The organism is Pedobacter sp. UC225_61, from assembly GCF_044452285.1.
Lineage (GTDB): Bacteria > Bacteroidota > Bacteroidia > Sphingobacteriales > Sphingobacteriaceae > Pedobacter.
In genome coordinates, this window is record NZ_JBIOAL010000001.1 from 1,165,930 (window position 1) to 1,191,120 (window position 25,191).

Annotated in this window: 24 protein-coding genes; 12 read left to right on the top strand and 12 right to left on the bottom strand. The window is 34.1% G+C overall.

Annotated features, from left to right (window positions below; translation table 11 throughout):
* Positions 1-63: 63 nt before the first annotated feature.
* Positions 64-1,398: a DUF6600 domain-containing protein gene (locus ACHMWN_RS05660; RefSeq protein ID WP_397298450.1), complete on the bottom strand. Its 1,335-nt coding sequence runs from the start codon at positions 1,396-1,398 to the stop codon at positions 64-66.
* A gap of 325 nt (positions 1,399-1,723) precedes the next feature.
* On the opposite strand from ACHMWN_RS05660, the gene ACHMWN_RS05665 reads away from it, so the two are divergent.
* Positions 1,724-2,434: an SAM-dependent methyltransferase gene (locus tag ACHMWN_RS05665; RefSeq protein ID WP_397298452.1), complete on the top strand. Its 711-nt coding sequence runs from the start codon at positions 1,724-1,726 to the stop codon at positions 2,432-2,434.
* A 31-nt stretch (positions 2,435-2,465) separates the two neighbouring features.
* On the opposite strand, the gene nadD is transcribed toward ACHMWN_RS05665, so the two are convergent.
* From nadD to ACHMWN_RS05685, 4 genes are all read right to left on the bottom strand, one after another.
* Positions 2,466-3,038 (bottom strand): nicotinate (nicotinamide) nucleotide adenylyltransferase, encoded by a 573-nt coding sequence (gene nadD, locus ACHMWN_RS05670; RefSeq protein ID WP_397298453.1) that lies wholly within the window; start codon positions 3,036-3,038, stop codon positions 2,466-2,468.
* A 17-nt stretch (positions 3,039-3,055) separates the two neighbouring features.
* A complete protein-coding gene (gmk, locus tag ACHMWN_RS05675; RefSeq protein ID WP_397298454.1) occupies positions 3,056-3,631 on the bottom strand; it encodes a guanylate kinase in 576 nt (191 codons plus the stop codon).
* Positions 3,632-3,693: 62 nt separating this feature from the next.
* Positions 3,694-4,557, bottom strand: coding sequence for a YicC/YloC family endoribonuclease (locus ACHMWN_RS05680; protein WP_397303545.1), 864 nt, complete (start codon positions 4,555-4,557; stop codon positions 3,694-3,696).
* A 74-nt stretch (positions 4,558-4,631) separates the two neighbouring features.
* Positions 4,632-5,369, bottom strand: a complete 738-nt coding sequence (locus ACHMWN_RS05685) for a lysophospholipid acyltransferase family protein (RefSeq protein ID WP_397298456.1) — start codon at positions 5,367-5,369, stop codon at positions 4,632-4,634.
* 70 nt (positions 5,370-5,439) lie between these two features.
* Between ACHMWN_RS05685 and ACHMWN_RS05690 the strand changes: the two genes are divergently transcribed.
* On the top strand, positions 5,440-6,153 hold the full coding sequence (locus ACHMWN_RS05690) for a hypothetical protein (RefSeq protein WP_397298458.1): 714 nt from the start codon (positions 5,440-5,442) through the stop codon (positions 6,151-6,153).
* Here the strand turns inward: ACHMWN_RS05690 and rnc are convergent.
* From rnc to ACHMWN_RS05705, 3 genes are all read right to left on the bottom strand, one after another.
* Positions 6,146-6,874: a ribonuclease III gene (gene rnc, locus ACHMWN_RS05695; RefSeq protein ID WP_397298459.1), complete on the bottom strand. Its 729-nt coding sequence runs from the start codon at positions 6,872-6,874 to the stop codon at positions 6,146-6,148. The two genes, ACHMWN_RS05690 and rnc, sit on opposite strands and share 8 nt — an antisense overlap.
* An 84-nt stretch (positions 6,875-6,958) precedes the next feature.
* Positions 6,959-8,212, bottom strand: coding sequence for a beta-ketoacyl-ACP synthase II (fabF, locus tag ACHMWN_RS05700; protein WP_397298461.1), 1,254 nt, complete (start codon positions 8,210-8,212; stop codon positions 6,959-6,961).
* A gap of 30 nt (positions 8,213-8,242) precedes the next feature.
* Positions 8,243-8,479, bottom strand: a complete 237-nt coding sequence (locus tag ACHMWN_RS05705) for an acyl carrier protein (RefSeq protein ID WP_397298463.1) — start codon at positions 8,477-8,479, stop codon at positions 8,243-8,245.
* A gap of 158 nt (positions 8,480-8,637) precedes the next feature.
* Between ACHMWN_RS05705 and ACHMWN_RS05710 the strand changes: the two genes are divergently transcribed.
* The 5 genes from ACHMWN_RS05710 to ACHMWN_RS05730 all read left to right on the top strand — a co-directional run bounded on the left by ACHMWN_RS05710 (position 8,638) and on the right by ACHMWN_RS05730 (position 14,303).
* Positions 8,638-9,057: an IPExxxVDY family protein gene (locus ACHMWN_RS05710; RefSeq protein WP_372820861.1), complete on the top strand. Its 420-nt coding sequence runs from the start codon at positions 8,638-8,640 to the stop codon at positions 9,055-9,057.
* Positions 9,058-9,194: 137 nt separating this feature from the next.
* Entirely contained in the window at positions 9,195-10,625 is a 1,431-nt protein-coding gene (gene pyk / locus ACHMWN_RS05715; RefSeq protein WP_397298464.1) for a pyruvate kinase, read from the top strand.
* Positions 10,626-11,082: 457 nt separating this feature from the next.
* The gene (locus ACHMWN_RS05720; protein ID WP_397298466.1) at positions 11,083-11,259 is read left to right on the top strand and encodes a hypothetical protein; all 177 of its coding nucleotides are present in this window, start codon (positions 11,083-11,085) and stop codon (positions 11,257-11,259) included.
* A gap of 40 nt (positions 11,260-11,299) precedes the next feature.
* Positions 11,300-12,058, top strand: coding sequence for a 2-hydroxyacid dehydrogenase (locus tag ACHMWN_RS05725; RefSeq protein WP_397298468.1), 759 nt, complete (start codon positions 11,300-11,302; stop codon positions 12,056-12,058).
* A 94-nt stretch (positions 12,059-12,152) separates the two neighbouring features.
* Positions 12,153-14,303 carry a DPP IV N-terminal domain-containing protein gene (locus tag ACHMWN_RS05730; protein WP_397298469.1) on the top strand — a complete coding sequence of 717 codons (2,151 nt, stop codon included), beginning with the start codon at positions 12,153-12,155 and terminating at the stop codon, positions 14,301-14,303.
* A gap of 47 nt (positions 14,304-14,350) precedes the next feature.
* Here the strand turns inward: ACHMWN_RS05730 and ACHMWN_RS05735 are convergent, their stop codons facing one another.
* Complete coding sequence (locus tag ACHMWN_RS05735) at positions 14,351-14,569, bottom strand: hypothetical protein (protein ID WP_397298471.1); 219 nt, start codon at positions 14,567-14,569, stop codon at positions 14,351-14,353.
* A gap of 61 nt (positions 14,570-14,630) precedes the next feature.
* Here ACHMWN_RS05735 and ACHMWN_RS05740 point away from each other — a divergent pair, with 61 nt between their 5' ends.
* The gene (locus tag ACHMWN_RS05740; RefSeq protein WP_397298473.1) at positions 14,631-15,299 is read left to right on the top strand and encodes an epimerase; all 669 of its coding nucleotides are present in this window, start codon (positions 14,631-14,633) and stop codon (positions 15,297-15,299) included.
* Between the two features lie 32 nt (positions 15,300-15,331).
* On the opposite strand, the gene ACHMWN_RS05745 is transcribed toward ACHMWN_RS05740, so the two are convergent.
* On the bottom strand, positions 15,332-15,505 hold the full coding sequence (locus ACHMWN_RS05745) for a hypothetical protein (RefSeq protein ID WP_397298475.1): 174 nt from the start codon (positions 15,503-15,505) through the stop codon (positions 15,332-15,334).
* 156 nt (positions 15,506-15,661) lie between these two features.
* Positions 15,662-16,282, bottom strand: coding sequence for a porin family protein (locus tag ACHMWN_RS05750; protein ID WP_397298476.1), 621 nt, complete (start codon positions 16,280-16,282; stop codon positions 15,662-15,664).
* Between the two features lie 312 nt (positions 16,283-16,594).
* On the opposite strand from ACHMWN_RS05750, the gene ACHMWN_RS05755 reads away from it, so the two are divergent.
* Both ACHMWN_RS05755 and ACHMWN_RS05760 read left to right on the top strand, forming a co-directional pair.
* Entirely contained in the window at positions 16,595-18,004 is a 1,410-nt protein-coding gene (locus ACHMWN_RS05755) for a glycoside hydrolase family 3 protein (protein WP_397298478.1), read from the top strand.
* On the top strand, positions 17,974-18,300 hold the full coding sequence (locus ACHMWN_RS05760) for a hypothetical protein (RefSeq protein WP_397298480.1): 327 nt from the start codon (positions 17,974-17,976) through the stop codon (positions 18,298-18,300). The genes ACHMWN_RS05755 and ACHMWN_RS05760 overlap by 31 nt, the downstream gene beginning before the upstream one ends.
* Before the next feature lie 58 nt (positions 18,301-18,358).
* Here ACHMWN_RS05760 and ACHMWN_RS05765 read toward each other — a convergent pair whose 3' ends face one another.
* On the bottom strand, positions 18,359-18,859 hold the full coding sequence (locus ACHMWN_RS05765; protein WP_397298482.1) for a thioredoxin family protein: 501 nt from the start codon (positions 18,857-18,859) through the stop codon (positions 18,359-18,361).
* A 136-nt stretch (positions 18,860-18,995) separates the two neighbouring features.
* Between ACHMWN_RS05765 and ACHMWN_RS05770 the strand changes: the two genes are divergently transcribed.
* Together ACHMWN_RS05770 and ACHMWN_RS05775 are read left to right on the top strand one after the other, a co-directional pair.
* On the top strand, positions 18,996-22,217 hold the full coding sequence (locus ACHMWN_RS05770) for a UvrD-helicase domain-containing protein (RefSeq protein WP_397298483.1): 3,222 nt from the start codon (positions 18,996-18,998) through the stop codon (positions 22,215-22,217).
* A 1-nt stretch (position 22,218) separates the two neighbouring features.
* Positions 22,219-25,086, top strand: coding sequence for a PD-(D/E)XK nuclease family protein (locus tag ACHMWN_RS05775; protein ID WP_397298485.1), 2,868 nt, complete (start codon positions 22,219-22,221; stop codon positions 25,084-25,086).
* The last annotated feature ends 105 nt before the right edge of the window (positions 25,087-25,191 follow it).

Sequence of the window (25,191 nt, forward strand, 5' to 3'; positions counted from 1 at the left end):
AGGCTAAGCATAAAAAAAGACCGCCTTTTACAAGGCGATCTTTTCAGTATTCATACTTATATTTTATCCTCTCCCTGGTCGGCCACCACCTCTTTCACCACGGCTTTCTGAACCACCAGAACTTCTTTGTTGAGGTGCTGGTTGAGAACGTTCTACACGTTGTGGTTGTGGTCTTTCCATTCTTTGAGGTGCTTGTTGCACCGGTTGCTGACGTTCAACTCTTTGTGGTTGAGGTCTGCTTTCTCTTTGCTGAGGAGCTTGTTGTACAGGTTCTTGACGTTCTACACGTTGAGGTTGAGCTTGTTGTTGAGGCATTTCTCTACTACGCTCTACTCGTTGTGGTTGGTTGTCACTGCTTTCACGATTTCTTCCAAATACACTCGGTCTAGAACCACCTTCATCGTTTCTTGGTGTACCAACGCGATTATCATTATCTCTGCTTGGAGTAGTATTTACTTCACCTCTTCCTGGACGGGCAGATATACCACCATTTCCTCTATTTTCATTTCCATTACGATCACCTTGTCCAAAATTGCCATTGCTATTTCCTCTTTCTGGGCGAGTGCTTACATTATTATCTCTTCCATCTCTTCCGATAGGACCACGATTAATACTGCCTTGTACAGCATTTCTTGGAGCTGCATTTGCATTCGAGCTACCTCTACTAGGTCTTGGATTATAGATGTTCACAGTATTATTGTCAATTCTACTTGCGCCAGGTCTGCTGCTTCTATTTACATTGTAAACAGTTACATTCTGATTGGTAGCACGTCTAACCTCTTCTGCTCTAGGGCCGGTATAGTAAGTCCTGTTATTGCGAACATATGTGTTATTAATAATCACAGTATTCTGAATATAAACTCTATTTCTGCCACCGTAATAACGAGGATAGCTATTGTAGTAAATGTTACTGTAAGGAATAAAGTTCCAGCACATATCTGGTATTCTATATCCACCTCTACCAATGTTGATGCCTATACTTATGCTTGGACCTAAAGGAGCCCAACCATAATAGCCACCACCACTTCTCCAACTTACCCAAGCCGGACCCCAAACAGTATCAGGTATCCAAACCCATTGGTTATACCTGTTGTATATCCAACGTCCATAATGAAATGGAGCCCATCCCCAATCGTAGTTAGAAACCCAAGTATTTCCATACTCAGTCATCGCCCAACGGCCATTGCTATAGTATGGCCTAAAATCTTCCTGATCTACATCAGGACGCCAAACGTAGCCATATTGTGGATCTTGGATCCATGTGCCATAAGGAGACAACTCGTCGTAAAACGATTGTAAGGAAACATCCTCTTGTTGTGCCATGGCTTTTTGTGTGGTTCCGGTAAGAAGGAGCATGAGCCCCAGCACAATTGCCGGTAATTTGATCATGTTTTTCATTTTTGTGTGTTTTAAAATTTATAATTAACCTAACGCTTTGTGTATATCAATTTGAACACCATTTTTAATAAAGGATTAATCAAAAAATAATAATCTTCTTAATTATCACCTTTTAACGCTTTTCTTTACAATTAAGTGTTTTAAGGTATACCAAAAAGCAACTCCTAGTATGTGTAAAAAATAAGGCGGGCAGAACTAAATTTGCTACAATTTATTAAATACAGTCAAACAATAACGTTAGTTTGTTGTTTAGCCAAACCTTTGAAAAATTTTAACGGTTCAAGTTGTTGGCTTAAAAGCGTACTTTTGTCCTATATTATTTTTTATGCAAAAAGGCACCTTGTTTTTAATTCCAGTTCCGTTAGCAGAAAATGCAACGCAAAAATCTTTTACACCCTATTTAATTGATACCATCAATGTAATAAAAACATACATCGTAGAAAATGAAAAAACGGCTCGTAAGTTTTTGAAAGAAGCTGGAATAAAAACACCACAAAGTGAATTACTTATCCATGATTTCGGGAAACACAAACGCGGAAACTCATTGGTGCCTTATTTCACACAATTAATGTCGGGTATTGATGTAGGTTTAATGAGCGAAGCTGGTTGTCCTGGAGTGGCAGATCCAGGAGCAGAAATTGTTTCAGAAGCTCACAAGCGTGGAATAAAAGTTGTGCCCTTAGTTGGTCCAAACTCAATGCTGCAAGCTTTAATGGCTTCTGGTTTTAGTGGACAAAGTTTTACATTTCATGGTTATTTACCAATTGATAAGGTAGATAGGGCAAAGAGGATAAAAGAATTGGAAAACCTTTCAGAAAGAAACAAACAAACGCAATTGTTCATGGAAACACCTTTTAGAAATAATCATTTACTGGAAGATGTGTTAAAAAATTGCCATGGAAGCACTCAACTTTGTATTGCTTGTAATATTAATGGTGAAGATGAATTTATTAAAACTATGACAGTTGGCGCATGGAGAGGTGAAAGAATAGATTTACACAAAAAGCCGACTGTATTTTTAATCTATAAAGGCTAGTTGTCCATTTTATTTAACCAACGGATTAAGATTAGCGATACATATTTTTCTGTTCAATAAACTCCAATACATTATCCGGTACAAAAAACTGAATATTTTTCTTGTCTTTTAATGCTTTGCGGATAAAAGTAGAAGAGATTTCCATTTCTGGCGTATCTGTAAATGTAATAGATGGGTGATTTCTCCATTCACTTACCTCTGCTCCAGGTCTAGGATAAACATAAATATGGTAGTCTTTCAATAGAATTTCAAAATTCTTCCATTTTTTGAGAGAGCTTAAATTATCGGCTCCCATAATAAGCACAAATTCCTTTTCAGGATAACGTTCATGCAGATATGTAAGCGTATCTATTGTATAAGAAGGCTGCGGTAACTTAAACTCAATATCACTTACTTTAATTTGAGGAGCATTTTCTGTGGCTAATTTTGCCATCTCCAAGCGGTCGTACATATTTGCTAAACCACTTTTTTGTTTTAATGGATTTTGCGGAGAAACAACTAGCCAAACTTCGTTTAAACCACTAAAAGTTGCCATATAATTGGCAATAACCAAATGACCAATGTGAATTGGATTAAAAGATCCGAAGAATAAACCAGTTTTCATTTGTTAACAGCAAACTCTTAATTAGTAATTTTCAAAAAATCTCCAACTAACTTCTCAGCCTCTTTACAAGCAATTTCTAAATCGTGGTTTTTGAGTATCACATCGAATTTATCTGCATATAACAATTCTTTTTCTGCTTTGATAAATCGTTCTTGTAGTTTTTCTGTGCTATCTGTTCCACGCCCAGTTAAACGTTCTTTTAACACTTCTAAAGATGGTGGTTGAACAAAAATCGCTAAGGCATCTTCTTCATATTTACGTTTTAAGCGTAAACCACCTTCTACATCAATATCAAAAATCACATGTTTACCTTCATTCCAAATTCGTTCAATTTCCGAACGCAGTGTGCCATAAAAAGTACCACTATATACTTCTTCAAATTCTACAAACTCTTGACGAGCAACTTTATGTAAAAAGTCTTCTTTGCTAATGAAATAATAATCGTCTTTGTGTTTTTCACTACCCCTAGAATCTCGTGTAGTAGCGGAGATGGAAAAACTTAATTGCGGAAATTTCTTCAATAAGTGTCTTACAATGGTAGTTTTACCAGCTCCTGATGGTGCAGAAAATATAATGAGTTTACCTTGTTTCATTTTTAATTGGAAAGTTGAAAAGCTAGAAAGTTGGAACGTTAAAACATCTCAACCTTACAACTTTACAATACATTTAATAACTGTTCTTTAATTTTTTCTAATTCTTCTTTCATACCCACCACCAACTGCTGTATATGGGCATCATTAGCTTTTGCGCCCATGGTATTAATTTCCCTACCTATTTCTTGAGAAATAAAACCAAGTTTTTTACCATTTGCATCTTTGCTTTTTAAAGTTGCCATAAAGTAATCGCAATGACTTTTTAGACGAGTTTTTTCTTCGGTAATATCTAATTTATCAATGTAATAAATCAATTCTTGCTCTAAACGGTTTTGGTCATAATTTACTTTACCAACCGTTTCCTCTAAAAATTGAGTAAGTCTAGCTTTAACCTGCGGAACTCTTAATGGAGCAAGTTTGTCTATTTCTGCAAAAAAACTAAGTATATTTTGAATGCGTAGCTCTAAATCAGTTCTTAAAACAGATCCTTCATCTTCTCTAAACTGGTTAAAGTTTGCTAAAGCTTTTAAAAAGGTTTGATGTAAAACTTCCCAATCGTTTTCGCCAACTTCTTCTTCGGTATAGGTAATTACTTCTGGAAAATTTAAAGCTGTTTGCAAAAGATTAGCTGAATTAGCACCTAATGAGGCGTTAATTTCTTCTAATTGTTTATAATATCGAGTTAATAAAACCGTGTTTATAGTAGCGCCTTTTTGATTGTCGTCACTACGTTCAATATTTACAGAAACATTTACTTTTCCACGTTCTATATCTTTGCTGCAGGTATTACGCAACAAAAGTTCTTTATCTGAATATGCTCTGGGTAATTTTAAATTTAATTCTAAAAACTTCGAGTTTAAAGATTTTATCTCTACTGCAAACTTTACGTTTTCATGATCTGTAGAGGCCAAGCCAAAGCCTGTCATTGATTTTATCATGTGCAAAGATAGTAAAAAGTATAAAGTTTTGACTTCAGCAATAACATTGACAATCTAATTGCCTAACTATATTTTAAGATAGCTTCTTCCATTAAGGTATATACTTTTTGCTTCAACATGTGTAGATCTTCTATTTGTAAACCTTTTACATCCACAGGTGTGATAAAAATAGTAGTTAGCAACCCCGGATGTGCTTTTAGGGGATGTGTTCTAGGTAGTAATGCTCTATTATTAATCATTACAAAAGGCATCAATGGTGTTTGTGTTTCAATAGCAATTTTAAATGCACCATCGTAAAATTCACTAAGCGGAGCATTGCTTTTATTCATTGTTCCCTCTGGAAAAATAAGGATGGATTGCCCATTTGAAATATCCTGTTTTAACGAAGTCACTGATCGCTCTCTGCTTTCTTTGCTACTTCGATCGATCATTACTACTATTCTTTTATAAATCCATCCAAAAATCGGAACTTTTGCCATTTCTATCTTACCTAACGGACTGAAATATTGTGGGATACTAATGCAAACTGCAATTGCATCTAAATAAGAACCATGATTGCCAACATAGATATGAGGCACTTTACGGTTAATTAAATGTTTGTTAACGGTTTCAACCCAAAAGAAAGTAGTTAAACTAAATCCCCATGCCCAGCAACGTAAAAAAAACATACCAGCTCTTTTGCCTGCTGCAGGAGCCAAAAGTGTAGTAGCTAATAGTACAAAAGGTAATGCGATGAGCATCAATGCGATAAAAATTATTGCGGCATAGCATAAATACAAACCAGATAAAACTTTACCCATTTATTAACGTTTTTTAACTTAAGAGATTACAAATAACCCTTAAGTTTACAAAAATAAAATTAACTCCGTAATGAGATTGGTTCGTTTATCTTTTTTCAGTATGCTATTGGTACTTTCTTCGGCAACTGCTTTTGCCCAACAAGAATTTATGCTGAACGGCGTATTGCTTGAAAATGGAACAAAAATAAGAGTTGCCTTAGGAGAAATCAGCAATAAACGTAATCGATATAGTGTTGGAAGCAATGATATGGGCTTGTTTCAAATTAGAGCAGTTGTTGGCGATACACTGGAAATTATCAAAAGAGGATTTAATGATGTTCAAGTAGTAGTTGCTTCGACAAAGGATATGGTAATTACGTTAAATAGGGGAACTACATTAAACGAGGTAGTAATTAATGGGCAAAGTAAAAAGCAAGCGTTAGATGCTATTAAAAATGATTTCAAGAATAAAGGTTCTTTTTATGATGGGAAGCCACCACTTTTTTCCTTCATATTTTCTCCATTAACAGCAATTTATGAGCTTTTTGGACGAACTCCGAGAAATGCTAGGAGATTTAATAATATGTACGTTTCTGAACTTCAAAACAACCAAGTAGATCTACTTTTTAATAAATCTACTATCAATAAAAATACTGGTTTAGAAGGAAAAGAATTAGAGAACTTCATGGTTAATTATCGTCCTGATTATGAAAAAGCAAAAAACTGGACGGTTTATGATGCCACAAAGTGGATTAAAGATTCTTACAAGAAATATACGGATACATTAACGAAGCCAGTTAAATAGCCAAAGATTCACATGCTTTTTCTGCAGCTAATTTCTCTGCATTTTTCTTATTATAATCTCTTCCAATACCATGGTTTTCACTGTCGATAATGGCATGAATGGTAAATAATTTTGCGCTTTCTCCTTCGCCATTTTCTACCATATCAAATGATATATCTTTACCATGACGTTGGCACCATTCAATTAATTTACTCTTAAAATTGGTTTCTGTCATTTCTAAGGTATGCACATCAATATATGGCTTAACAATACGTTTGAGCAATAAATTTTTGGTGAAATTGTAACCTTTATCTAAATATATTGCACCAATCAACGCTTCAAAAGCATCCCCTAACATGGAATGATGTTTGGATTGTACGTTTACTGTTTTCTGATCAAAAACAATCAATTGATCAAAACCCATTTTACGAGCAAGCTGATTTAAATTGGCTCTATTTACAATTTTAGAGCGCATTTCTGTTAAAAAGCCTTCCTCTTTATAGGGGTAAATTTTGAAAAGAAGCTCTGCAATTACGGAGCCTAAAATAGCATCACCTAAAAACTCTAAACGCTCATTACTACTTCTACTGCCATTCTTTAAAACTTTAGCAACAGAGCGATGTCTGAAAGCCATTTTATACAAAGTCACATTTCCAGGGATGAATCCTAAAATGTTCTTAAGTTTTTTTACAAACTCTTTGTCAGGCGATAAATAAAGTTTATATAAATTGAAAAACGGCATTAATCTTATAACAAAAAATTAAAAAGTTAGCTGTGTAAAGTATAAATATACAATACAAATAATCAACAAAGATATTTTCGTAAGTTAACCTTCGTATTTTTTGAAAATAACAGATGCATTATGACCACCGAAGCCAAAGGTATTACTTTGCGCAGCACGAATAGTACGTTTTTGAGCTTTGTTAAACGTAAAGTTTAATTTTGGATCAAACTCAGGGTCATCTGTAAAATGGTTAATTGTTGGAGGAACAATATCATTTTTTACAGCTAAAATAGTTGCAATCGCCTCAATAGCACCCGCTGCACCTAATAAATGTCCTGTCATGGATTTAGTAGAACTGATGTTCAATTTATAGGCATCTTCACCAAATAAATCTACAATCGCTCTGCTTTCACTTACATCTCCAAGCGGAGTAGAAGTGCCATGTACATTAATATAATCAATATCAGCTGTTGTTAATTTAGCGTCTCTTAAGGCATTAGACATTACTAATTTTGCGCCCAAACCTTGTGGGTGTGGTGCAGTAATGTGATTTGCATCGGCACTCATACCACCACCTACAATTTCGGCGTAGATTTTAGCACCACGAGCTTTTGCATGTTCTAATTCTTCTAAAATAATGGTTCCGGCACCTTCACCAGCTACAAAACCTTCACGATCTTTATCAAAAGGACGTGATGCAGTTTTTGGATCATCATTTCGTGTAGAAAGCGCATGCATGGCGTTGAAACCGCCAATACCTGCTTCGTTAATAATTGCTTCAGAACCACCAGAAATAATAATATCAGCAATATCCAAGCGAATATAGTTGAATGCATCAATCATGGCATTGGTAGCCGAAGCACAAGCAGAAACAGTAGAAAAATTTGGTCCACGTAAACCATATTTCATAGAAATGTGGCCGGGAGCAATGTCAATAATTACTTTCGGAATAAAGAAAGGGTTAATACGTGGTGTTCCATCACCTAAAAAGAAAGTTTTCATTTCCTCTTGAAACGTTTTAAATCCACCTATACCTGAGCCCCAAATTACGCCAACACGGTTGGTATCGATTTTTTCCCAATCATAACCACCATCTTTAACGGCCTCTGCTGTAGCTACTAAAGCATACTGCACAAATGGGTCTAATTTGCGAGCTTCTTTTTTATCCAAATGGTCTTCTGGATTAAAATTCTTCAGCTCACATGCAAATTTCGTCTTGAACTTTTCAGTATCAAAACCTGTAATTGGTCCAGCGCCGCTCACACCATTGATTAAACCATCCCAAAATTCTTGGGTGGTATTACCAATTGGAGTGAGCGCACCTAAACCTGTAACTACTACTCTTTTTAATTCCATTTATACGTATTGTACGGAAAGCGTATTTTATTACTTAACGTTTTTTTCTAAATAAGCAACTGCTTGACCTACAGTACCGATAGTTTCAGCCTGATCATCAGGAATCGCAACATTGAATTCTTTTTCAAATTCCATAATCAACTCAACGGTATCTGAAGAATCCGCACCTAAGTCGTTTGTGAAAGACGCTTCTGGCGTAACTTCGCTTTCATCAACACCTAGTTTTTCTACAATGATAGCCTTAACTCTTGAAGCAATATCAGACATAATTTTATAATTTAATGGTTAAATAATTCTGTGCAAAGAAAAATAAAATTCTAACACTTTTCAAATGTTTTTATTTCTCAATCAATTTTAATGTTTTTATTTCAAACTTAATGTAAAATTAGTTTTATAATTTCGTAATTCTAAAAAAATATTCTGTTTTGAACAAAACTTATTTAAAACTCTCTTTAGACCTTGATTTTGTTTTAATCGCTATAACGGCATCTTTAAAAGATTATATTCTATGTCACAAAATAAATAATAGCTTAGAATTTGATTTCGAAAAGGTTGATGATCACGAGGTTTATTATAATATTGATGAAGCTCCACTTTCATTTTCTAAGTTTTATTATTTTGTAGAACAGGGCGAAATAGAGTATTATTTAGTTAACAATCGAAATAGCGAAGGGTTTTTGATTCCTGAAATGAATAAAGTAGATTTTTTTATGATAATTCATCAATATATAGATAAAGAAGATCTCAATTTTATTCTAACTCGATTAAATAAACTACCTGATATACAGGTAGCTGCGCAGATTGATCCCCTTAAATTAAAGTCGAAAGAGAATTTAGTAATGTAAATTTTATATTGTTCGTGTATTAAATACACTATATTTGAATCTTAATAAAACTGAAACACAACATAAACAAATAGATAAAACAACGTTATTTTCAATAAATTCCTGCTTTTTGTTTTATCTCAATAAAATAATAAAAAATGAAACCTTTTCATTCAAGAACTAAAATAGTGGCCACTTTAGGCCCGGCATCAGCCAAACCAGATGTTTTGTATAGTATGTTTAATGCAGGACTAGATGTTTGCCGCCTTAATTTCTCTCATGGTTCTCAGGCTGATCATCAAGAAGTTTTAGATACTATACGTAGTATCAATAAAAAATATAAATATAATGTTGGAATCTTAGCCGATTTGCAAGGACCAAAAATAAGAATTGGAACTGTTAAAGATGGTGGTATTCATTTAGTTAATGGTAACCGTACAGTAATCACTACTAAAGAATGTGTGGGTAACGAAGAGCGGATTTATATTACTTATGAGAACTTCCCACAAGATGTAAAAGCAGGTGAAATTATCCTTTTAGATGATGGAAAATTGCAAATGCGAGTACTAGAAACCAATTATAAGGATGAAGTTGTTTGCGAAATTGTGCATGGTGGTATTTTAACATCTAGAAAAGGTGTAAATCTTCCAAATACTAAAGTTTCTATTCCTTCATTAACCATAGAAGATCGTAAAAACCTAGAATTTGTTTTAGAAAATGATGTAGAATGGATTGGTTTATCTTTTGTGCGTAACGCAGAAGATATTACCGAACTAAAAGATATTATTAAAGCAAGAGGCAAAACTGCAAGGGTTGTTGCTAAAATTGAAAAACCAGAAGCAATTGCTAACATCGATGAGATTATTGCAGTTTCTGATGCGATTATGGTAGCTCGTGGAGATTTGGGAGTAGAAATGCCAATGGAAGAAGTGCCATTATTGCAAAAAATGATTGTACAGAAATGTAGAGCAGCTTCTAAACCAGTAATCATTGCCACACAAATGCTAGAAAGCATGATTACCACGCCTCGCCCTACGCGTGCAGAAGTGAATGACGTAGCAAACTCAGTTTTGGATGGTGCTGATGCAGTAATGTTAAGTGGAGAAACTTCAGTTGGAGAGTTTCCATTGATTGTAATCGAAACGATGCAAAAAATCATATCTAACATTGAAGATAATAGCTACCCTTTCCACCCAGAGAAATTTTTAATAGCAAATTCAGATAGTTTCTTGAGTGATGCAGTTTGCGATTCTGCTTGTTTCCTTTCTAAGCAAACGAATGCTGTTGGTATCGTTTCAATGACATTGAGTGGTTATACCGCTTTTGAAATTGCTAGTCACCGTCCAGAGTCTCCAATATTTATTTTTACAAGTAATGAAGCTTTATTAAATACATTGAGCTTAGTTTGGGGTGTAAGAGGATTTTACTACGATAAATTTGAGAGTACTGATAATACCATTACTGAGGTAAACGATTTCTTGAAAAAGAAAAAACTAATTAAAAAAGGTGATGTAATTATCAATACAGCAGCTATTCCAATGGAAGTTAAAGGCAAAACAAACATGCTTAAAATTACCGTTATAGACTAACACTAACCAAATATAATAATAAGATGCCCTTGCTTTGCTTGGGCATTTTTTGTTTCAGGAAAAAGGCACTGATGCCAAAGTAGTGGAAAGCAAAAAAGTATAGAAAGCTTTTTGATTTTTTGCCTATAAAGATGTACCAGTTGGATGAGCATTTAAAGTTCCTATTTGCTTCGTGTTAAGGTTATATTAAAACCATAGTAAGTCCGCATCTAGTCCGCAATATTACATGATAACGCGGACTAGATGCGGACTAGATGCGGACTTACTATTAAGATGACCTCAACTTAACCTTAATTGTTCACCTTTGCTAAACGAGTTTTACGCTTGATCCACAGTGCTAGAATGATCCAGCTTGGAAATTGGGTGTAACGGTAATGGTAGCGAAGGTTCGAATCCTTTTTTCTCCGTCTTTTACTTTCGCTATTAATTAAATAATAATTGTATTTTACCTATCGAAATGAAAATTTTAATTACCAAAAGGATACCTCAAAAAGGCATTCAATTACTTGAAGAAGTAGGACATACGCTTACAATTCATTCGGAGACAACTGCGTTAACAAAAGCGGAGCTAATCAAGTTAGCAAAGCAACACCATGCAGTATTAAGTGTAGGTGGGAAATCAATTAGATTCTAATTTTTTTGAACAGTGTAACCATTTAAAATGCGTTGCTTTAATGAGCGTGGGTTATGATAATGTGGATATTAGCGCAGCAAATTTGTATAAAATACCCATTAGTAATACTTCCAATGTGTTAAGTAAAGCTACTTCTGATGTGGCTTTTTTATTAATGCTTGCCGTTTCTCGTAATGCATTTAATATGCATAAAAAAATTGAGCAAGGTAGTTGGAAAAGCTTTGAACCAACCGCTAATTTAGGTATTGAATTATACGGTAAAACCTTAGGTATTTTTGGTTTGGGTCGGATAGGTATAGAATTAGCAAAAAAAGCTAAAGCAGCTTATGAAATGAAAATTATTTATCATAATAGAAAACGAAATACGGAAGCTGAAGACCTGTTAAATGCAACGTATGTTACTTTTGATGAGCTATTGGCGCAGAGCGATATCATTTCTGTACATGCCAATCTTTCTGATGAAACTCGAGAAATTTTCGATCAAACTGCTTTTTCCAAAATGAAACCGTCTGCACTGTTCATTAATACGGCGAGAGGAGCAGTACATAACGAAAAAGATTTAATTGAAGCTATTCAAAATCGAACTATTTGGGGAGCCGGTTTAGACGTAACTAATCCAGAACCGATGGATAAAAGCAATCCCCTACTTAATTTACCAAACGTTTGTGTGCTTCCACATATTGGTTCGGCAACTTTAGAAACTAGAGATCAAATGGCGTTAATGGCAGCAAGAAATATTATAGCTGCATTAAATAATCAAAAAATGCCGCAAGTGATTAATAAAGAAGTTTACGATTAGTTAAATGGTCAATCTGGAGTAAATGTATTATTCCTAATACGTTGAAATCAATAAATAGAAAACATCCTATTTTTATCCCATAAGAAAATAAATTATGAAAAAATATTTACTTACGGCATCAGCAATTGCATTAACATTTGCTGCAAATGCCCAGCAAGGGAGTTCTACCGCAAAAGACTACGAAAGAGCCGAGAGCTTTATGAGCTACAATACTGAAAAATTTATTGATGGAACACCAGGAAGATTAAACTGGCTGGACAATGATAAATTTTGGTACACCGTAAGGAATGAAAGTGGAAATCAAACTTTTTTGGTTGATCCGGCTAAAAAGACAAAAACTTTAACTACAGCATATACTGCTGATGCTGCTGCACCAGCACCAGGTGGAAGACGCTTTGGAAATAGAAATGAAGTAGTTTCACCTGATGGCAAAAAAGCAGTATTTATTAAAGATTGGAATTTGTGGGTTAGGGATGTAGAGAGCAAAAAGGAAACTCAATTGACTACCGATGGCATTAAAAATTACGGTTATGCAACTGATAATGCTGGTTGGACTATGAGCGATGGACCAATTGTGCGTTGGTCGCCTGATTCGAAAAAAGTAGCTACTTTTCAGCAAGATCAAAGAAATGTGAGCGATATGTATTTGGTTACAACAAATGTTGGTGCACCCGTTTTAAAAGCATGGAAATACCCTTTGACAGGCGATAAAGTAATTGCTACGATTAGAAGAGTAATTATTGATGTAGAAAATGCAAAAGTAGTTAGCTTAAATATTCCTGCAGATCCACACAGAGCTACATTGAGTGATGATATTGCAAGTAGTGGTACGTTTGATGATATCGATTGGAAAGCTGATGGCTCTGAGATGGCATTTTTATCTACTTCTCGCGATCATAAAAATGAGAAATTCCGTATTGCAAATGCAACTACAGGTGCAGTTAGGGAGGTTTTCGAAGAAACAGTTAAAACACAATTCGAATCGGGTCGTGGCGCAATTAACTGGCGTTATTTACCAAGTTCAAAAGAAATTATCTGGTATTCTGAAAGAGATAATTGGGGACACCTTTATTTATATGATTCAACTACAGGGAAACTAAAAAATCAAATTACAAAAGGCGATTGGTTAGTTTCAAAATTACTTAGAGTAGATGAAAAAAATAGAGTGCTTTATTTTATGGGCAATGGTCGTGAACTAGGAAATCCATACTTTAGTTATTTCTATAAAGTTGGCTTTGATGGTAAAAATTTGACGTTATTAACTCCAGATCAAGGAAATCACACCATTACGTTTTCTCCATCAAATAACTATTTTGTAGATACATATTCTACTCCAGAAACACCTGCAACAATGGCTTATAGAGACATAAAAGGGAAATTGGTAACTAGTTTGGAAAAAACAAATGTTTCGAGATTAGCTGCGACAGGTTGGAAAGCGCCAATTTCAGTAAATGTAAAAGCGAACGACGGTACCACCGATATTTATGGCTTGGTGTTTACACCAACTAAAATGGATGCGAATAAAAAATATCCAGTTATCGATTACATTTATCCAGGTCCACAGGGAGGAAGCGTAGGAAACTGGTCATTTTCAGCATCAAGAGGCGATCATCAAGCGTTAGCTGAATTAGGATTTATTGTAGTTGTAATTGAAGGCACAAGCAATCCCTTCCGCTCAAAAAGTTTCCATGACATGAGTTATGGTAATATGGCGGAAAATACATTGCCAGATCAAATTGCGGCTATTAGACAATTATCAAAAACATATCCAATTGATACCAACAAAGTAGGTATTTGGGGCCACTCTGGAGGCGGTTTCGCAACTGCTGCAGCGATGTTCCGTTATCCAGATTTCTTTAAAGTAGGCATAGCCGAATCAGGAAACCATGACAACCGTAATTACGAGGATGATTGGGGCGAACGCTACAATGGTTTAGTAGAAAATTCTAATTATGAAGCTCAGGCAAACCAAAACTATGCGAAAAACCTAAAAGGTAAATTAATGTTAGCACACGGTATGATGGATAATAACGTACCACCATCTAACACCATGTTAGTAGTAGAAGCGTTAGAAAAAGCTAACAAGAGTTTTGATTTAGTACTTTTCCCTAATAGTGCACACGGTTATGGCCCTTACTCATCGTACATGATGCGTAGACGTTGGGATTATTTTGTACAAAACCTATTAAATATGGAACCACCAAAAGATTATTTATTAGGTGGAGCACAAAGAGCTAGAAATTAAAATAAATAACATACATAAAGCCTTAATCTTTACCGATTAAGGCTTTTTTAGTTTACATCGTTTTCCTTTTTTACATGGTCTGCCAATCCGTAACCCTTTTGTTGTTCACTTTTATCATCCAAAAACAGCAAAACGATTAGAGAAATGATAGGAATAAGGAAAGAAATGAAAAACCAAAACCAAAAATTTCTACCCATGCTTTTTGCAAAGACTCCAGCAACTATTTGCGGAATTAGCATTACACATAATAAAAGTAACTCTGGCATGACAGGGTAGTTTGATACAACAAATATAAATAATAGTAAATTAGCTATTATTTAAATTAGGATGGAAACTAAAGGAAGAGTTATACTAACAGGCACAACTGGCATGGTTGGCGAAGGCGTACTTTATGAGTGTTTACAAAACTCAAAAATAGAAGCAATTTTAGTGATTAACCGTAAACCTTGCGGATATAGTCACCCTAAATTAAAAGAAATTATCCATCAAGATTTTCTCAATTTCTCTTCCATAAAATCTCAATTAACAGGATATAATGCTTGCTTTTTTTGCTTAGGTGTTTCTTCTGTCGGAATGGCAAAAGATTTATATTTTAAGTTAACTTATACGTTAACACTTCATGTAGCCCAAACACTAAGCAGATTAAATGCCGATATGACTTTTTGCTATGTTTCTGGAGCGGGCACAAACGGTAGTGAACAGGGTAGCATAAATTGGGCAATTGTAAAAGGTAAAACCGAAAACGATTTGATGAAGTTGCCATTTAAGCAAGTATTTAATTTTAGACCGGGAATCATAAAACCCATTAACGGATTAAAACACACACATACATTTTATAAATTTTTTATGTGGTTGTTCCCCATTTTAAAAAGCATCAATCAAAATAGTTTTGTAAGCCTACATGAAATAGGTTTAGCCATGATAAATACTTTAAAATCTGATAAGGAAAGAAGAATTTTAGAAGTAAAAGATATTATCCAATTAGCAAAAGAATAAAAAAGCACCAGTGTTAACTGATGCTCTACTAATTATTCTCCCCTTTTTCGTTGATTATCCTTATTTGAGGTTTGATCTGATCGTTGTCCACCAGCATTGCTGATGCCATTTTCTTTTTTATCCAATTTGATATTGTGAGTTGCCCTATCTGCTTTTGAACTACCTTGTACAGTTGGGTTGTTTTTTGGTGTGCTTACATTTTTCATAACATATATTTTTAGGTTAATACGATGAAGAGCGATGTTACTATAACTTTTAATTCATCATATTGTTTTAAGAAAAGTGAATGTCTTTGAAACAAAAAGACCGCCTTATAAAAGCGGTCTTCCTTAATTAACAAGCGCAACTGCGCTATCGTTAACTTAAAATTTAATACCTAAACCTAACTGGAATACTTGGTTTTTATATTCAGGTGTTTGCGTACTTCCATTTTCATTGTTTTTCTGGAAATCTAAAGCATAACGACCATTAATACCAACTTTATCGCTAAAGTCATATCTAAAACCAATTACACCACCTACTAAACTCTTTTTAAAACGATCAGAATCATCTTCAACGATTTTTTGTTCAGCAGTACCGAAACCATTCTCAAATTTATTATTAGTAGATAATAAGAATGATACTTGAGGACCAGCTACCACATTTAATCCTTCAGCTAATTTAATACTAGCTAAAATAGGAATATCAATAAAATGAGTAGTTTGAGTAAAATCGCCAAAAGTAGAGCTTGATTTGTAACCTTTAGTAGAGTATAAAGCCTCTGGTGTGAAAGCTAAATTAGGCAACAACGGAATATCTAACGTGATACCTGCATGGTAACCTACCAAATAATCAGTTTTAAAGTCGTTGTTTCCATCGTCTTTAATAATGTTAGAATAGTTGGCGCCAGCTTTAATTCCAAATCGGATAGCCTTATCTGTTGATTGTGCATTTGCAACTCCTGTAATAAACAAGCCCATTGCTAGAATAATTATTTTTTTCATCTTTTTTACAATTTTAATTTCTTACCCATAAGGAATAAATGTGCCAAAGTGATTTAATTATTTTGTTAAAACGTTAAAATAATGCAGTTATAAATTGAATATTAGCCATTTAAACAATGTTTAAACATTTAAAAAAGTAAAAGCATAGTTAATAAAAATACCCGCTAAAGTGTATTAAATTTAATACAATAACTTGCCGATGACTCGGATTATCTATTTAATATTTAATATTGGCAATTATGTTTTCTGCGTATTTGAAGCGTCAACTTTAATATTTTACCTAATTTTATACCCAATCTACAATCGGAAAAAATGAAAAAAACACTAGCTTATACCTTGAGTATTGTTATTGGCTTTGCCACAACACAATTAAAAGCACAACAAACACCGTATATCGAATTATTAAAGCAAGAACCAAAATGGGTAGATTCAGTATTTAAAAAACTGAATAAGAAACAAAAAATTGCACAAATGTTTTTTGTTGCAGCTTATACCAATAAAAGTAAAGCATTTACAGATTCAATTGGAAAAGTAATTAGAAGAGAACGCGTAGGCGGATTAGTTTTCTTCCAAGGAGGTCCTGGTAGACAAGCAGCATTAACTAACAAATATCAAAAACTGGCTCGTGTACCTTTATTAATTGCATCAGATGGCGAATGGGGCTTAGGCATGCGCTTAGATAGTACAATTGCATATCCATATCAAATGGCATTGGGAGCTGTACAAAATAAAGAATTGATTTATAAAATGGGTTTAGAAGTTGCCAAGGACTTTAAAAGAGTTGGTATGCATATGAATTTAGCTCCAGATGTAGATGTAAATAACAACGCAAAAAATCCGGTAATAAATTATCGTTCATTTGGCGAAAACAAATATAATGTAGCAGAGAAAGGTGCGGCTTACCTAAAAGGAATGCAAGATGGTGGACTATTAGTAAGTATTAAGCATTTCCCTGGTCATGGAGATACTGATGTAGATTCTCACTTTGATTTACCTCAACTTAAATTTACCAAAGAGCGATTAGATACGTTAGAAATGTATCCATTTAAAGAATTAGTGAAAAAAGGTGCCGCTGGTGTAATGATTGCACACATGAATATTCCTTCGTTAGATGCAACCCCAAATATGCCTTCAACGTTATCTAAGCCAATAGTTACGGGTATCTTAAAAGAAGAAATTGGGTTTAAAGGAATTATTATTTCTGATGCAATGGGCATGAAAGGCGTTGTTAAATATTTTAAAGATGGCGAGGCCGATGTAATGGGTATCATTGCAGGGAACGATATTTTAGAATTATCTGAAAACAGCAAAAGAGCGGTGAAAATGGTGCGTCAGGCGATAAAAGATCAACGACTGACTATGGAGCGTATTGATGAGAGTGTAAAGAAAATTTTAACTGCAAAATATTGGGCAGGGTTAAATGTAAAGCAAACCATTAATGAAGATAATGTAGTTGCAGAAGTAAATCGTCCGGAGAGTTTGACGTTGTTACAACAATTAGCCGATGCGAGTATGACCTTGTTAAAAGGAAGAGAATTTGTACAGCAATTAACACCTAACAAAAGAACTGTAATAATAAATATCGGAACACCGGACGCAACTGTTTTTCAAAAGGAATTGGCTAGTATGTATAAAAATTCGATTTCCTTTAGTTTAGAAAAACGGCAAATGCTAATGCAATTGCAAAAGTATTGGCAGAAATTCAGCCAGAAGATCAAGTAATTATTGATATTGTAGATATGCGTTTGAGACCAGGAAATGGAATGGTATTAAGTGCAGATTTAAAAATGTTTATGACAGATATGGCTAAGAAAGATGCAGCATTTGTATTGCTCGCTAATCCATATAATTTAGCTGCTATGCCAGGATTGGAAAATGCAAAAGCACTTTTGGTAGCGTATCAAAAAGAAGATTTCATGCAAAAAGCTGCGGCATCAGTGTTTAAAAATCAATTAATGCCAACTGGTAAATTACCAGTTTCAGTAAATAGTTTCTTTAAATATGGTGATGGATTGTAAAATAAAAAAGGGAAGCAACTGTTAAAGTGCTTCCCTTTTTTATTTAATAGTAGTTATACTAATATTTATTATTTTCAGGTTGTAGTGCTGCGTAATTCCAGTTTTTCAAAAACTCGGTAATCTTCTTTACACTATGACCATTTCCTTCTTCTAGATAAGCAGAATTTTGTGTGTGAATTAGCTTTCCATCGCCATCTAAAATTAGAAATACTGGGAAACCAAAACGACCTGGGTAATTGAATTTTTTAAGAATTGCTTCATTTTTGTTCTCAGGGCTCCAGTTTAATAAAACAGTCTCATAATTTTTATTTAAAAGATCTTTTAACTCTGGTGTAGAATCAACTAAATCGTGAAAACGAATACACCAAATGCACCAGTTTCCTCCCACCTGAACAAATACATGTTTTTTTGCTGCTTTGGCTTTTGCAACCGCAGCATCAATATCTGCTTGTGCATTAGCTTGTGGATTGTAGAGATGAACAGCTGGCTTTGTTGCAGTTTGTGCAAAACCTGCACTTGCAATAAACAACGTAAAAAATATTGGAAGTAATTTTTTCATAATTAAAAGTATAAATATTTGCTTCAAAATTAAATAATAAAATAAAGACTAGTGTTTTGGTAGAGTAAAATTATTGTTGAAAATCTGCTTTTCAACTCTAAAGATTTAAGCGTACTTTGGGAATAAGTATTTTAACATGTCTAACAAACCAATCAAAATTCTTCAAGCCTCTGCGGGTTCTGGTAAAACATTTAGTTTAACAGCACATTACCTCACTTTACTCTTTAGTGGCGAAAATAAATACCGTGAAATATTAGCGGTAACCTTTACCAACAAGGCAACCGAAGAAATGAAAACCAGAATTCTAGAAGTTTTGGTTGGTCTGGCAAAAGGAACTCCAGCTCAAAAAATTGAAGATTACAGGAAGTTAATTCTTGCTGCCTATCCAAATCTTAGTGCACAGGAATTGCAGTTTAAGGCAGAGAAAGTTTACCGTAAAATCCTTCATGATTACAGCCGTTTTTCTGTTAGCACGATTGATGGTTTTGTGCAAAAGGTAATTCGTGGTTTTGCTTTTGAGTTGGGCCTAAATGCCGATTATAATTTAGAGATGAATTATGATAAGGTAAAGGATGATTTGGTAAACAAATTAGATGAAGCTTTAGACCATAACAAACAACTTTTACAATGGATTATAGATTTAGCCATCGAGCGAATTAGCGATAATAAAAGTTGGAATTACAAAATTGAACTCTACAATTTAATTGCCGAAATCTTCTCTGAACGGTTTCAAATTTTCGAAGCTGCTGTTGAAGATTTGGGTTTAGAAAACATAGATGAATTATTCAAAAAATATATCAGCGTTACCAAATCCGAGATTAAAAATTTTGAAGAAGAGATAATTGCTTTAGCTACAGAAGCTAATGAAGCAATGGATGTTTTAGGTGTTGAAACAGAAGAATTAAAAGGAAAATCGAGAAATGGATTAAAGAAAATAATTTTAGTTGCTAGAGGCGATTTCTCTCACCTAGAGACGTTATTCAAATACATTGATGAGCCTGAAGAATGGTTCCAGAAAAATGTAAGTCTGCCAGAAGTTTATGAGACAATTAATCCGATCTTGCAGAAAATAAAGGATCATTATTTAGCACATTTGCCAAACTATAGTTTAGCAATTGCCTTTAATAAAAATCTGTACTATCTAAGGTTGATGCAAGAAATTGCGGTGCTTTTGAAACAGTACAGAGCAGAAAATGATAACCTATTAATTAGCGATGCGCAAAAATTAATCTCTGGAATTACAGAAGATGCAGGAGACAACCCATCCTTTATTTGGGAAAAAGTTGGAAATAGGTATCGTAACTTTTTGTTCGATGAGTTTCAAGATACTTCAACTAGTCAGTGGGGAAGTTTCAAATCACTTTTAACCAATGCCATTGCTACGCCAAATCCAGATGTTATAGACCACTTAATTGTTGGCGATACCAAACAATCCATTTATCGTTGGCGCAATGGCGATTGGAATATTTTACATAAACACGCCAAAGTGGATGTTGGTGCGCACAATGTTTTAGAAGATAGTTTAGCTGAAAATTACCGAAGTACAGAGAATATCATCACATTTAATAATTTTCTGTATCGCCAAATTCCATTAACATTACAAAATGAGTTAAATGAAAATTTATTAGGCAAACCTGAAAGTATTTCCGCTTGGTGGCAAGCACAAAACTACCAACAAATTATCACTGATATTTATGCTGGTTCTACACAAAATTATGCACCAAATACCTTAAAAGGTGGAACCATAAAAATCAAGAAATTTGGTAAAGACGACGCACCAAATGAAGCTAGATTTACAGAAACTGTTTTTAGAGATTTGGCTTTAGCTGATGTGATACATGAAATTAATTACCTAAAAGATGAACAAAACTACTCGTTAAAAGATATTGCCATTTTGGTTCGTTCTAACAGCGAAGCAATGTTAACAGTTCAGCAATTAATGGAGCAAAATTTACCGGTTTTATCTGGCGATGCTTTGTTAATTTCAAATAATTCGGCAATACAATTAATCATCAATACCTTAAAGGTTTTAATTGGTATTGATGCGCAAACTGCATTATACAAAGCAAATTGTATTGCGCTTTATCATTCTTTGCAAGGAAAGGAAGCAAATGCCAATCATTATTTAAACTTAAATGGTGTTTCTTTAAGCAGTTTGTCTACTGTTCTTCCATCCACTTTGTGCGAAAATTGGCAAAGTTGGTTGCAATTGCCTTTACCAGAGTTGGTAGAGATTTTAATTGAGAGTTACGGCTTAAAAAATCTGCAAGAACATCTACCATATTTGTTAGCATTTAGAGATTTAACGGCCAATGCTAGTCGGATGGGAGAAAAAGGAATTATTGCATTTTTAACTTGGTGGGATGAAGATGGTGTGAAAAAATCATTACCGTCGCCAGAAGGAGTTGATGCCATACAAATCATTACCATTCATAAATCTAAAGGTTTAGCATTCAGGGCTGTTTTTGTGCCATTTTGTAATTGGGAAATCAAAGGGAAGGCGAACTCCACTTTTTGGGTTTCATCAGAAGACACGGTATACAAAGAGTTGCGTGGAATTCCATTAAAATACACTGAGGATTTATCGAACTCATCGATTTCAAAAGCGTATTACGAAGAGCTTTTGTACAACAACATGGATGCTTTGAATATGCTTTATGTGGCTACAACAAGGTCGAAGGATTATTTATACATCGCCACAATGGCTAAAAAAGAGCCTAAACTTTCTACAATGGGCGATGTAATTAATCACACTTTTGATGCTGATTTCGATGAGAATAACTTATATGCGATTGAAGATTATGTGAAGATTGAAAACAAAGTTGAAGAATCTAATTTTATCAGTTTAACTATTTACCCAACTACAACAAGATTATCTGAATTATATGTTCCATCGGAAGAGAAGCATTTAAGGCATTTAGTGAACATTGAAAAATCTGGTAGAAAAGGATCACTACTACACGATATTTTGGCAAATGCCAGTACAGAAAAGGAAGTTGAAACTTACATTACTGGATTGGTTTTACAGGGAATTGTACAAGATGAAGAGCAATCAGATTTAAAATCAGCTGTGCTAGAAGTATTAAATAATACCGACTTAAAAGCTATTTTAAGTAAGGCGACAGAAAGTATTACAGAGAAAAATATTATCGATGCTAAAGGAAAATTGCACCGACCAGATAGAGTTTTAATAACCAATGATGAAGTTATTATTTTGGATTATAAATTCACCTTGGAAGAGAGCGATAAACACATTGAGCAAATAGATAATTATAAAAATTTGTTGTTGGAAATGGGTTATGAAAATGTGAAAACATATTTGTTTTATGCGGTTAGTGGTAAATTAAAAATGGTTTAATATGGAAAAGAATATGAAACCATTTTTACAAGAAGTTGCGGAAGATTTGATAGCGAAATTTGGTTCGCAATTACAACACTGTGCCATTATCTTTAACAACAAAAGACCATCTGCTTATTTGCAGAAACACTTGGCAGATATTATCCAAAAACCATTCTTTAGCCCATCATTTTTTACCATACAAGAGTTTTTTGCAAACGCTACAACATACAAGATTACCGATTTTTACCTGCAGTTTTTCACCTTGCATAAAATCTATAATCAACTATTGGTTGAAGAGAAATTGGAAACCATTTCTAGTCATAAATTTTTTCCATTAGCGAAGATTATATTAAGTGATTTTAGTCAAATAGACAGTGATTTGATTGATGCAGAAAAGCTGTATCAAGACCTGGAAGATATTTCAATCATTAATAAAGACTTCGACTATTTAAGTCCGCAGCAATATGAGTTTTTAGCTCAATTCTGGACATCTTATTCTGAGGGAAAACACAAAAAACAACAAGAGCTTTTTATAAAGATGTGGCGCAGAATGCCAAAGCTTTATCACAAGTTCCACGAAACATTAAAAGCTCAAGATTACATTACCAACGGACAGGCTTATCGCCTCTTGGCAGAAGGAAATATTAATGAACAGGAATTTTTAAAGACTTTTGAAAAGGGAAAGATTGTTTTTGTGGGCTTTAATGCACTGAGTAGTGCTGAAGCTAAAATATTTACGCAATTACAAGAAGCTGAAAAGGCACTATTTTACTTTGATGCCGATGAATATTATCTAAACGACGCGTTACAAGAATCTGGTTTATTCTTAAGAAAAAACATCAGCCAGTTGGGCTTAAAAAATGTGTTCGAAAACCAAATAAGTTTGATGAAAACAGCTGAACATTCGGTTAATGTTTTCAAAGTTCAAGGTCAATCGGCACAAGCAAAAATTTTGAACCATATTTTAGTTGATGATTACGAGAAAACAGAAGAACTCGGTTCAACTGTTGTTGTGTTAGCTGATGAAAGTCTGCTCATTCCAACCTTACAAACCATACCAACAAGTTACAATGGGAACAACATTGATTTAAACGTAACCATGGGTTTTGCGTTGGCCACATCTAGCATATTTGGTTTGGCAGATTTATGGTTAACCAGTCAATTAGAGGTTTTGCAAAGCGATAAAGTTTCCTATAAAAACGTAGAGGCTTTTATCACACATCCATTATCTGGGTTAAGCCAAAAGATGAGAGATAAAATCCAGACGGCTTTATTAAATGAAAACATCGTAGAAATAGAACATCAACGGTTGTTAAAGCAAAGCGGATTATTTGAAGTTTTCTATAAGAAGATTGATAAACCGGAAAATGTGGTAACCTATCTATTAGAAGTGCTCGACTATGTTTTAACTCGGTTATCAAATGCTAAAACGCTCAAGAAAATTGATGCAGAGTTATTTGTAAAAACTATTCAAGAACTCAATAGGCTACACGATACTTTTGGAAAACATATTGCCAACGAAGAAATTCCTTTTGTAATTTATCTGGTTCAGAAATCTTTGCAGGCCATTGCAGTTCCTTTAGCAGGCGACCCATTAAATGGTATCCAGGTAATGGGATTGTTAGAAACTAGAAATTTGAATTTTGACAAGGTTGTTATCTTAGGTTTTAATGAAGGAATTATTCCTAAATCATCAATTGGAAATAGCTTTATTCCTGATAGCATACGACGAGTTTATGGCTTACCGGTATTAGAAAATTTAGATGCAATTTCCTCTTATATGGTGTACCGTTTACTACAGAGAGCAAAAAACATCAACTTTGTTTATAACAGTTTAACCGATGAATCTACTTCTGGTGAAGCCAGCAGAATTCTCAAACAATTAGAATTTGAAAGTGGTTTCGACTTTAATTACAATGAACTTAATCTCGATGTAAAAACAGAACCATTTAAAGAAGTTAAAATTGAGAAAGCTGGCAATGAATTTATTCAAAAAGCACTACAAGTTTATTTAGATAAAAAGAAGACACTTTCTCCATCTGCTTTAACTCAATACATTTCAAATCCCATAGATTTTTTCTTCAATTATATTGCTGGCATTAAAGAACCCAAAGAGGTTAGTGCAGTAGTGGAAGCAAATGAAATTGGTTCTGTTTTGCACAAAGTGATGGAGTATTTCTATCAGGATTTAAGGATTGCAGAAATTACCGCAGAACGAATTAATGAAAGAAGGAAATTAGTTCCTACACTTATCCAGAAAGCATTCAACTTTGTAATGTTTAAAAACCCAGATAAGGTTCTTGAATATAAAGGAATGCAAAAAGTAGTTTTGGCCATTGTAGATGCTTATGTAACGATTATTCTTGATCAGGATGTTAGACAAACACCTTTCAATATCATAAGTTTAGAGCAAAAAGTAGAAGCCGAAATTGCTTTCCCACTGAACGGAAAAGAAGCCAGCATTAAGATTTTTGGTTACATAGATAGGGTTGATCTTAAGGATGGAGTTACAAAAATCATAGATTATAAAACAGGAAGTGATAAACTAACTTTCAAAGATATTCCAGAACTTTTTAATTCTGATGGAAAGCACATCAACAAGGCATTAATCCAAACTTTACTTTACACTTATGCCTACGAGCAGTTTGCGGGTAAAACTTGTGTAGAGCCAAATCTTTATATCGTTAAAACGATGAATAAAGATGGAATTTGGTTTAAATCTGGTAGACAAAATCTCTCTGGAGATTATCTTGAAGAAATTAAACCTGAGTTTTTAGCTGAGCTGAGAAAAAAACTAACTGAATTGTTTGAGGCGCCTTATTTTGTCGCAAGTGCTATCCCAGATAATTACAAATATTCCATTTATAAAACCTTATTTGGGAAATAAATAAAATGTAAGATGGCAAACTTACAACTCGCCATCCAAACAGTTTGTCAAAGTTTAAGAATAAAATAACTTTGATAATTAATAACCAGTTGTCTACACATTTGC

Excerpts from the sequence above, each read along its gene's own strand:
- ACHMWN_RS05770 (WP_397298483.1), top strand. The coding sequence starts at position 18,996 with ATGTCTAACAAACCAATCAAAATTCTTCAAGCCTCTGCGGGTTCTGGT.
- ACHMWN_RS05660 (WP_397298450.1), bottom strand. The coding sequence starts at position 1,398 with ATGAAAAACATGATCAAATTACCGGCAATTGTGCTGGGGCTCATGCTC.
- ACHMWN_RS05755 (WP_397298478.1), top strand. The coding sequence starts at position 16,595 with ATGAAAAAAACACTAGCTTATACCTTGAGTATTGTTATTGGCTTTGCC.
- fabF (WP_397298461.1), bottom strand. The coding sequence starts at position 8,212 with ATGGAATTAAAAAGAGTAGTAGTTACAGGTTTAGGTGCGCTCACTCCA.
- ACHMWN_RS05665 (WP_397298452.1), top strand. The coding sequence starts at position 1,724 with ATGCAAAAAGGCACCTTGTTTTTAATTCCAGTTCCGTTAGCAGAAAAT.
- ACHMWN_RS05730 (WP_397298469.1), top strand. The coding sequence starts at position 12,153 with ATGAAAAAATATTTACTTACGGCATCAGCAATTGCATTAACATTTGCT.
- ACHMWN_RS05740 (WP_397298473.1), top strand. The coding sequence starts at position 14,631 with ATGGAAACTAAAGGAAGAGTTATACTAACAGGCACAACTGGCATGGTT.
- ACHMWN_RS05720 (WP_397298466.1), top strand. The coding sequence starts at position 11,083 with ATGAAAATTTTAATTACCAAAAGGATACCTCAAAAAGGCATTCAATTA.
- rnc (WP_397298459.1), bottom strand. The coding sequence starts at position 6,874 with ATGCCGTTTTTCAATTTATATAAACTTTATTTATCGCCTGACAAAGAG.
- gmk (WP_397298454.1), bottom strand. The coding sequence starts at position 3,631 with ATGAAACAAGGTAAACTCATTATATTTTCTGCACCATCAGGAGCTGGT.
- ACHMWN_RS05690 (WP_397298458.1), top strand. The coding sequence starts at position 5,440 with ATGAGATTGGTTCGTTTATCTTTTTTCAGTATGCTATTGGTACTTTCT.
- ACHMWN_RS05735 (WP_397298471.1), bottom strand. The coding sequence starts at position 14,569 with ATGCCAGAGTTACTTTTATTATGTGTAATGCTAATTCCGCAAATAGTT.
- ACHMWN_RS05745 (WP_397298475.1), bottom strand. The coding sequence starts at position 15,505 with ATGAAAAATGTAAGCACACCAAAAAACAACCCAACTGTACAAGGTAGT.
- ACHMWN_RS05765 (WP_397298482.1), bottom strand. The coding sequence starts at position 18,859 with ATGAAAAAATTACTTCCAATATTTTTTACGTTGTTTATTGCAAGTGCA.
- ACHMWN_RS05725 (WP_397298468.1), top strand. The coding sequence starts at position 11,300 with ATGAGCGTGGGTTATGATAATGTGGATATTAGCGCAGCAAATTTGTAT.
- ACHMWN_RS05775 (WP_397298485.1), top strand. The coding sequence starts at position 22,219 with ATGGAAAAGAATATGAAACCATTTTTACAAGAAGTTGCGGAAGATTTG.
- pyk (WP_397298464.1), top strand. The coding sequence starts at position 9,195 with ATGAAACCTTTTCATTCAAGAACTAAAATAGTGGCCACTTTAGGCCCG.
- ACHMWN_RS05705 (WP_397298463.1), bottom strand. The coding sequence starts at position 8,479 with ATGTCTGATATTGCTTCAAGAGTTAAGGCTATCATTGTAGAAAAACTA.
- nadD (WP_397298453.1), bottom strand. The coding sequence starts at position 3,038 with ATGAAAACTGGTTTATTCTTCGGATCTTTTAATCCAATTCACATTGGT.
- ACHMWN_RS05680 (WP_397303545.1), bottom strand. The coding sequence starts at position 4,557 with ATGACAGGCTTTGGCTTGGCCTCTACAGATCATGAAAACGTAAAGTTT.
- ACHMWN_RS05685 (WP_397298456.1), bottom strand. The coding sequence starts at position 5,369 with ATGGGTAAAGTTTTATCTGGTTTGTATTTATGCTATGCCGCAATAATT.
- ACHMWN_RS05750 (WP_397298476.1), bottom strand. The coding sequence starts at position 16,282 with ATGAAAAAAATAATTATTCTAGCAATGGGCTTGTTTATTACAGGAGTT.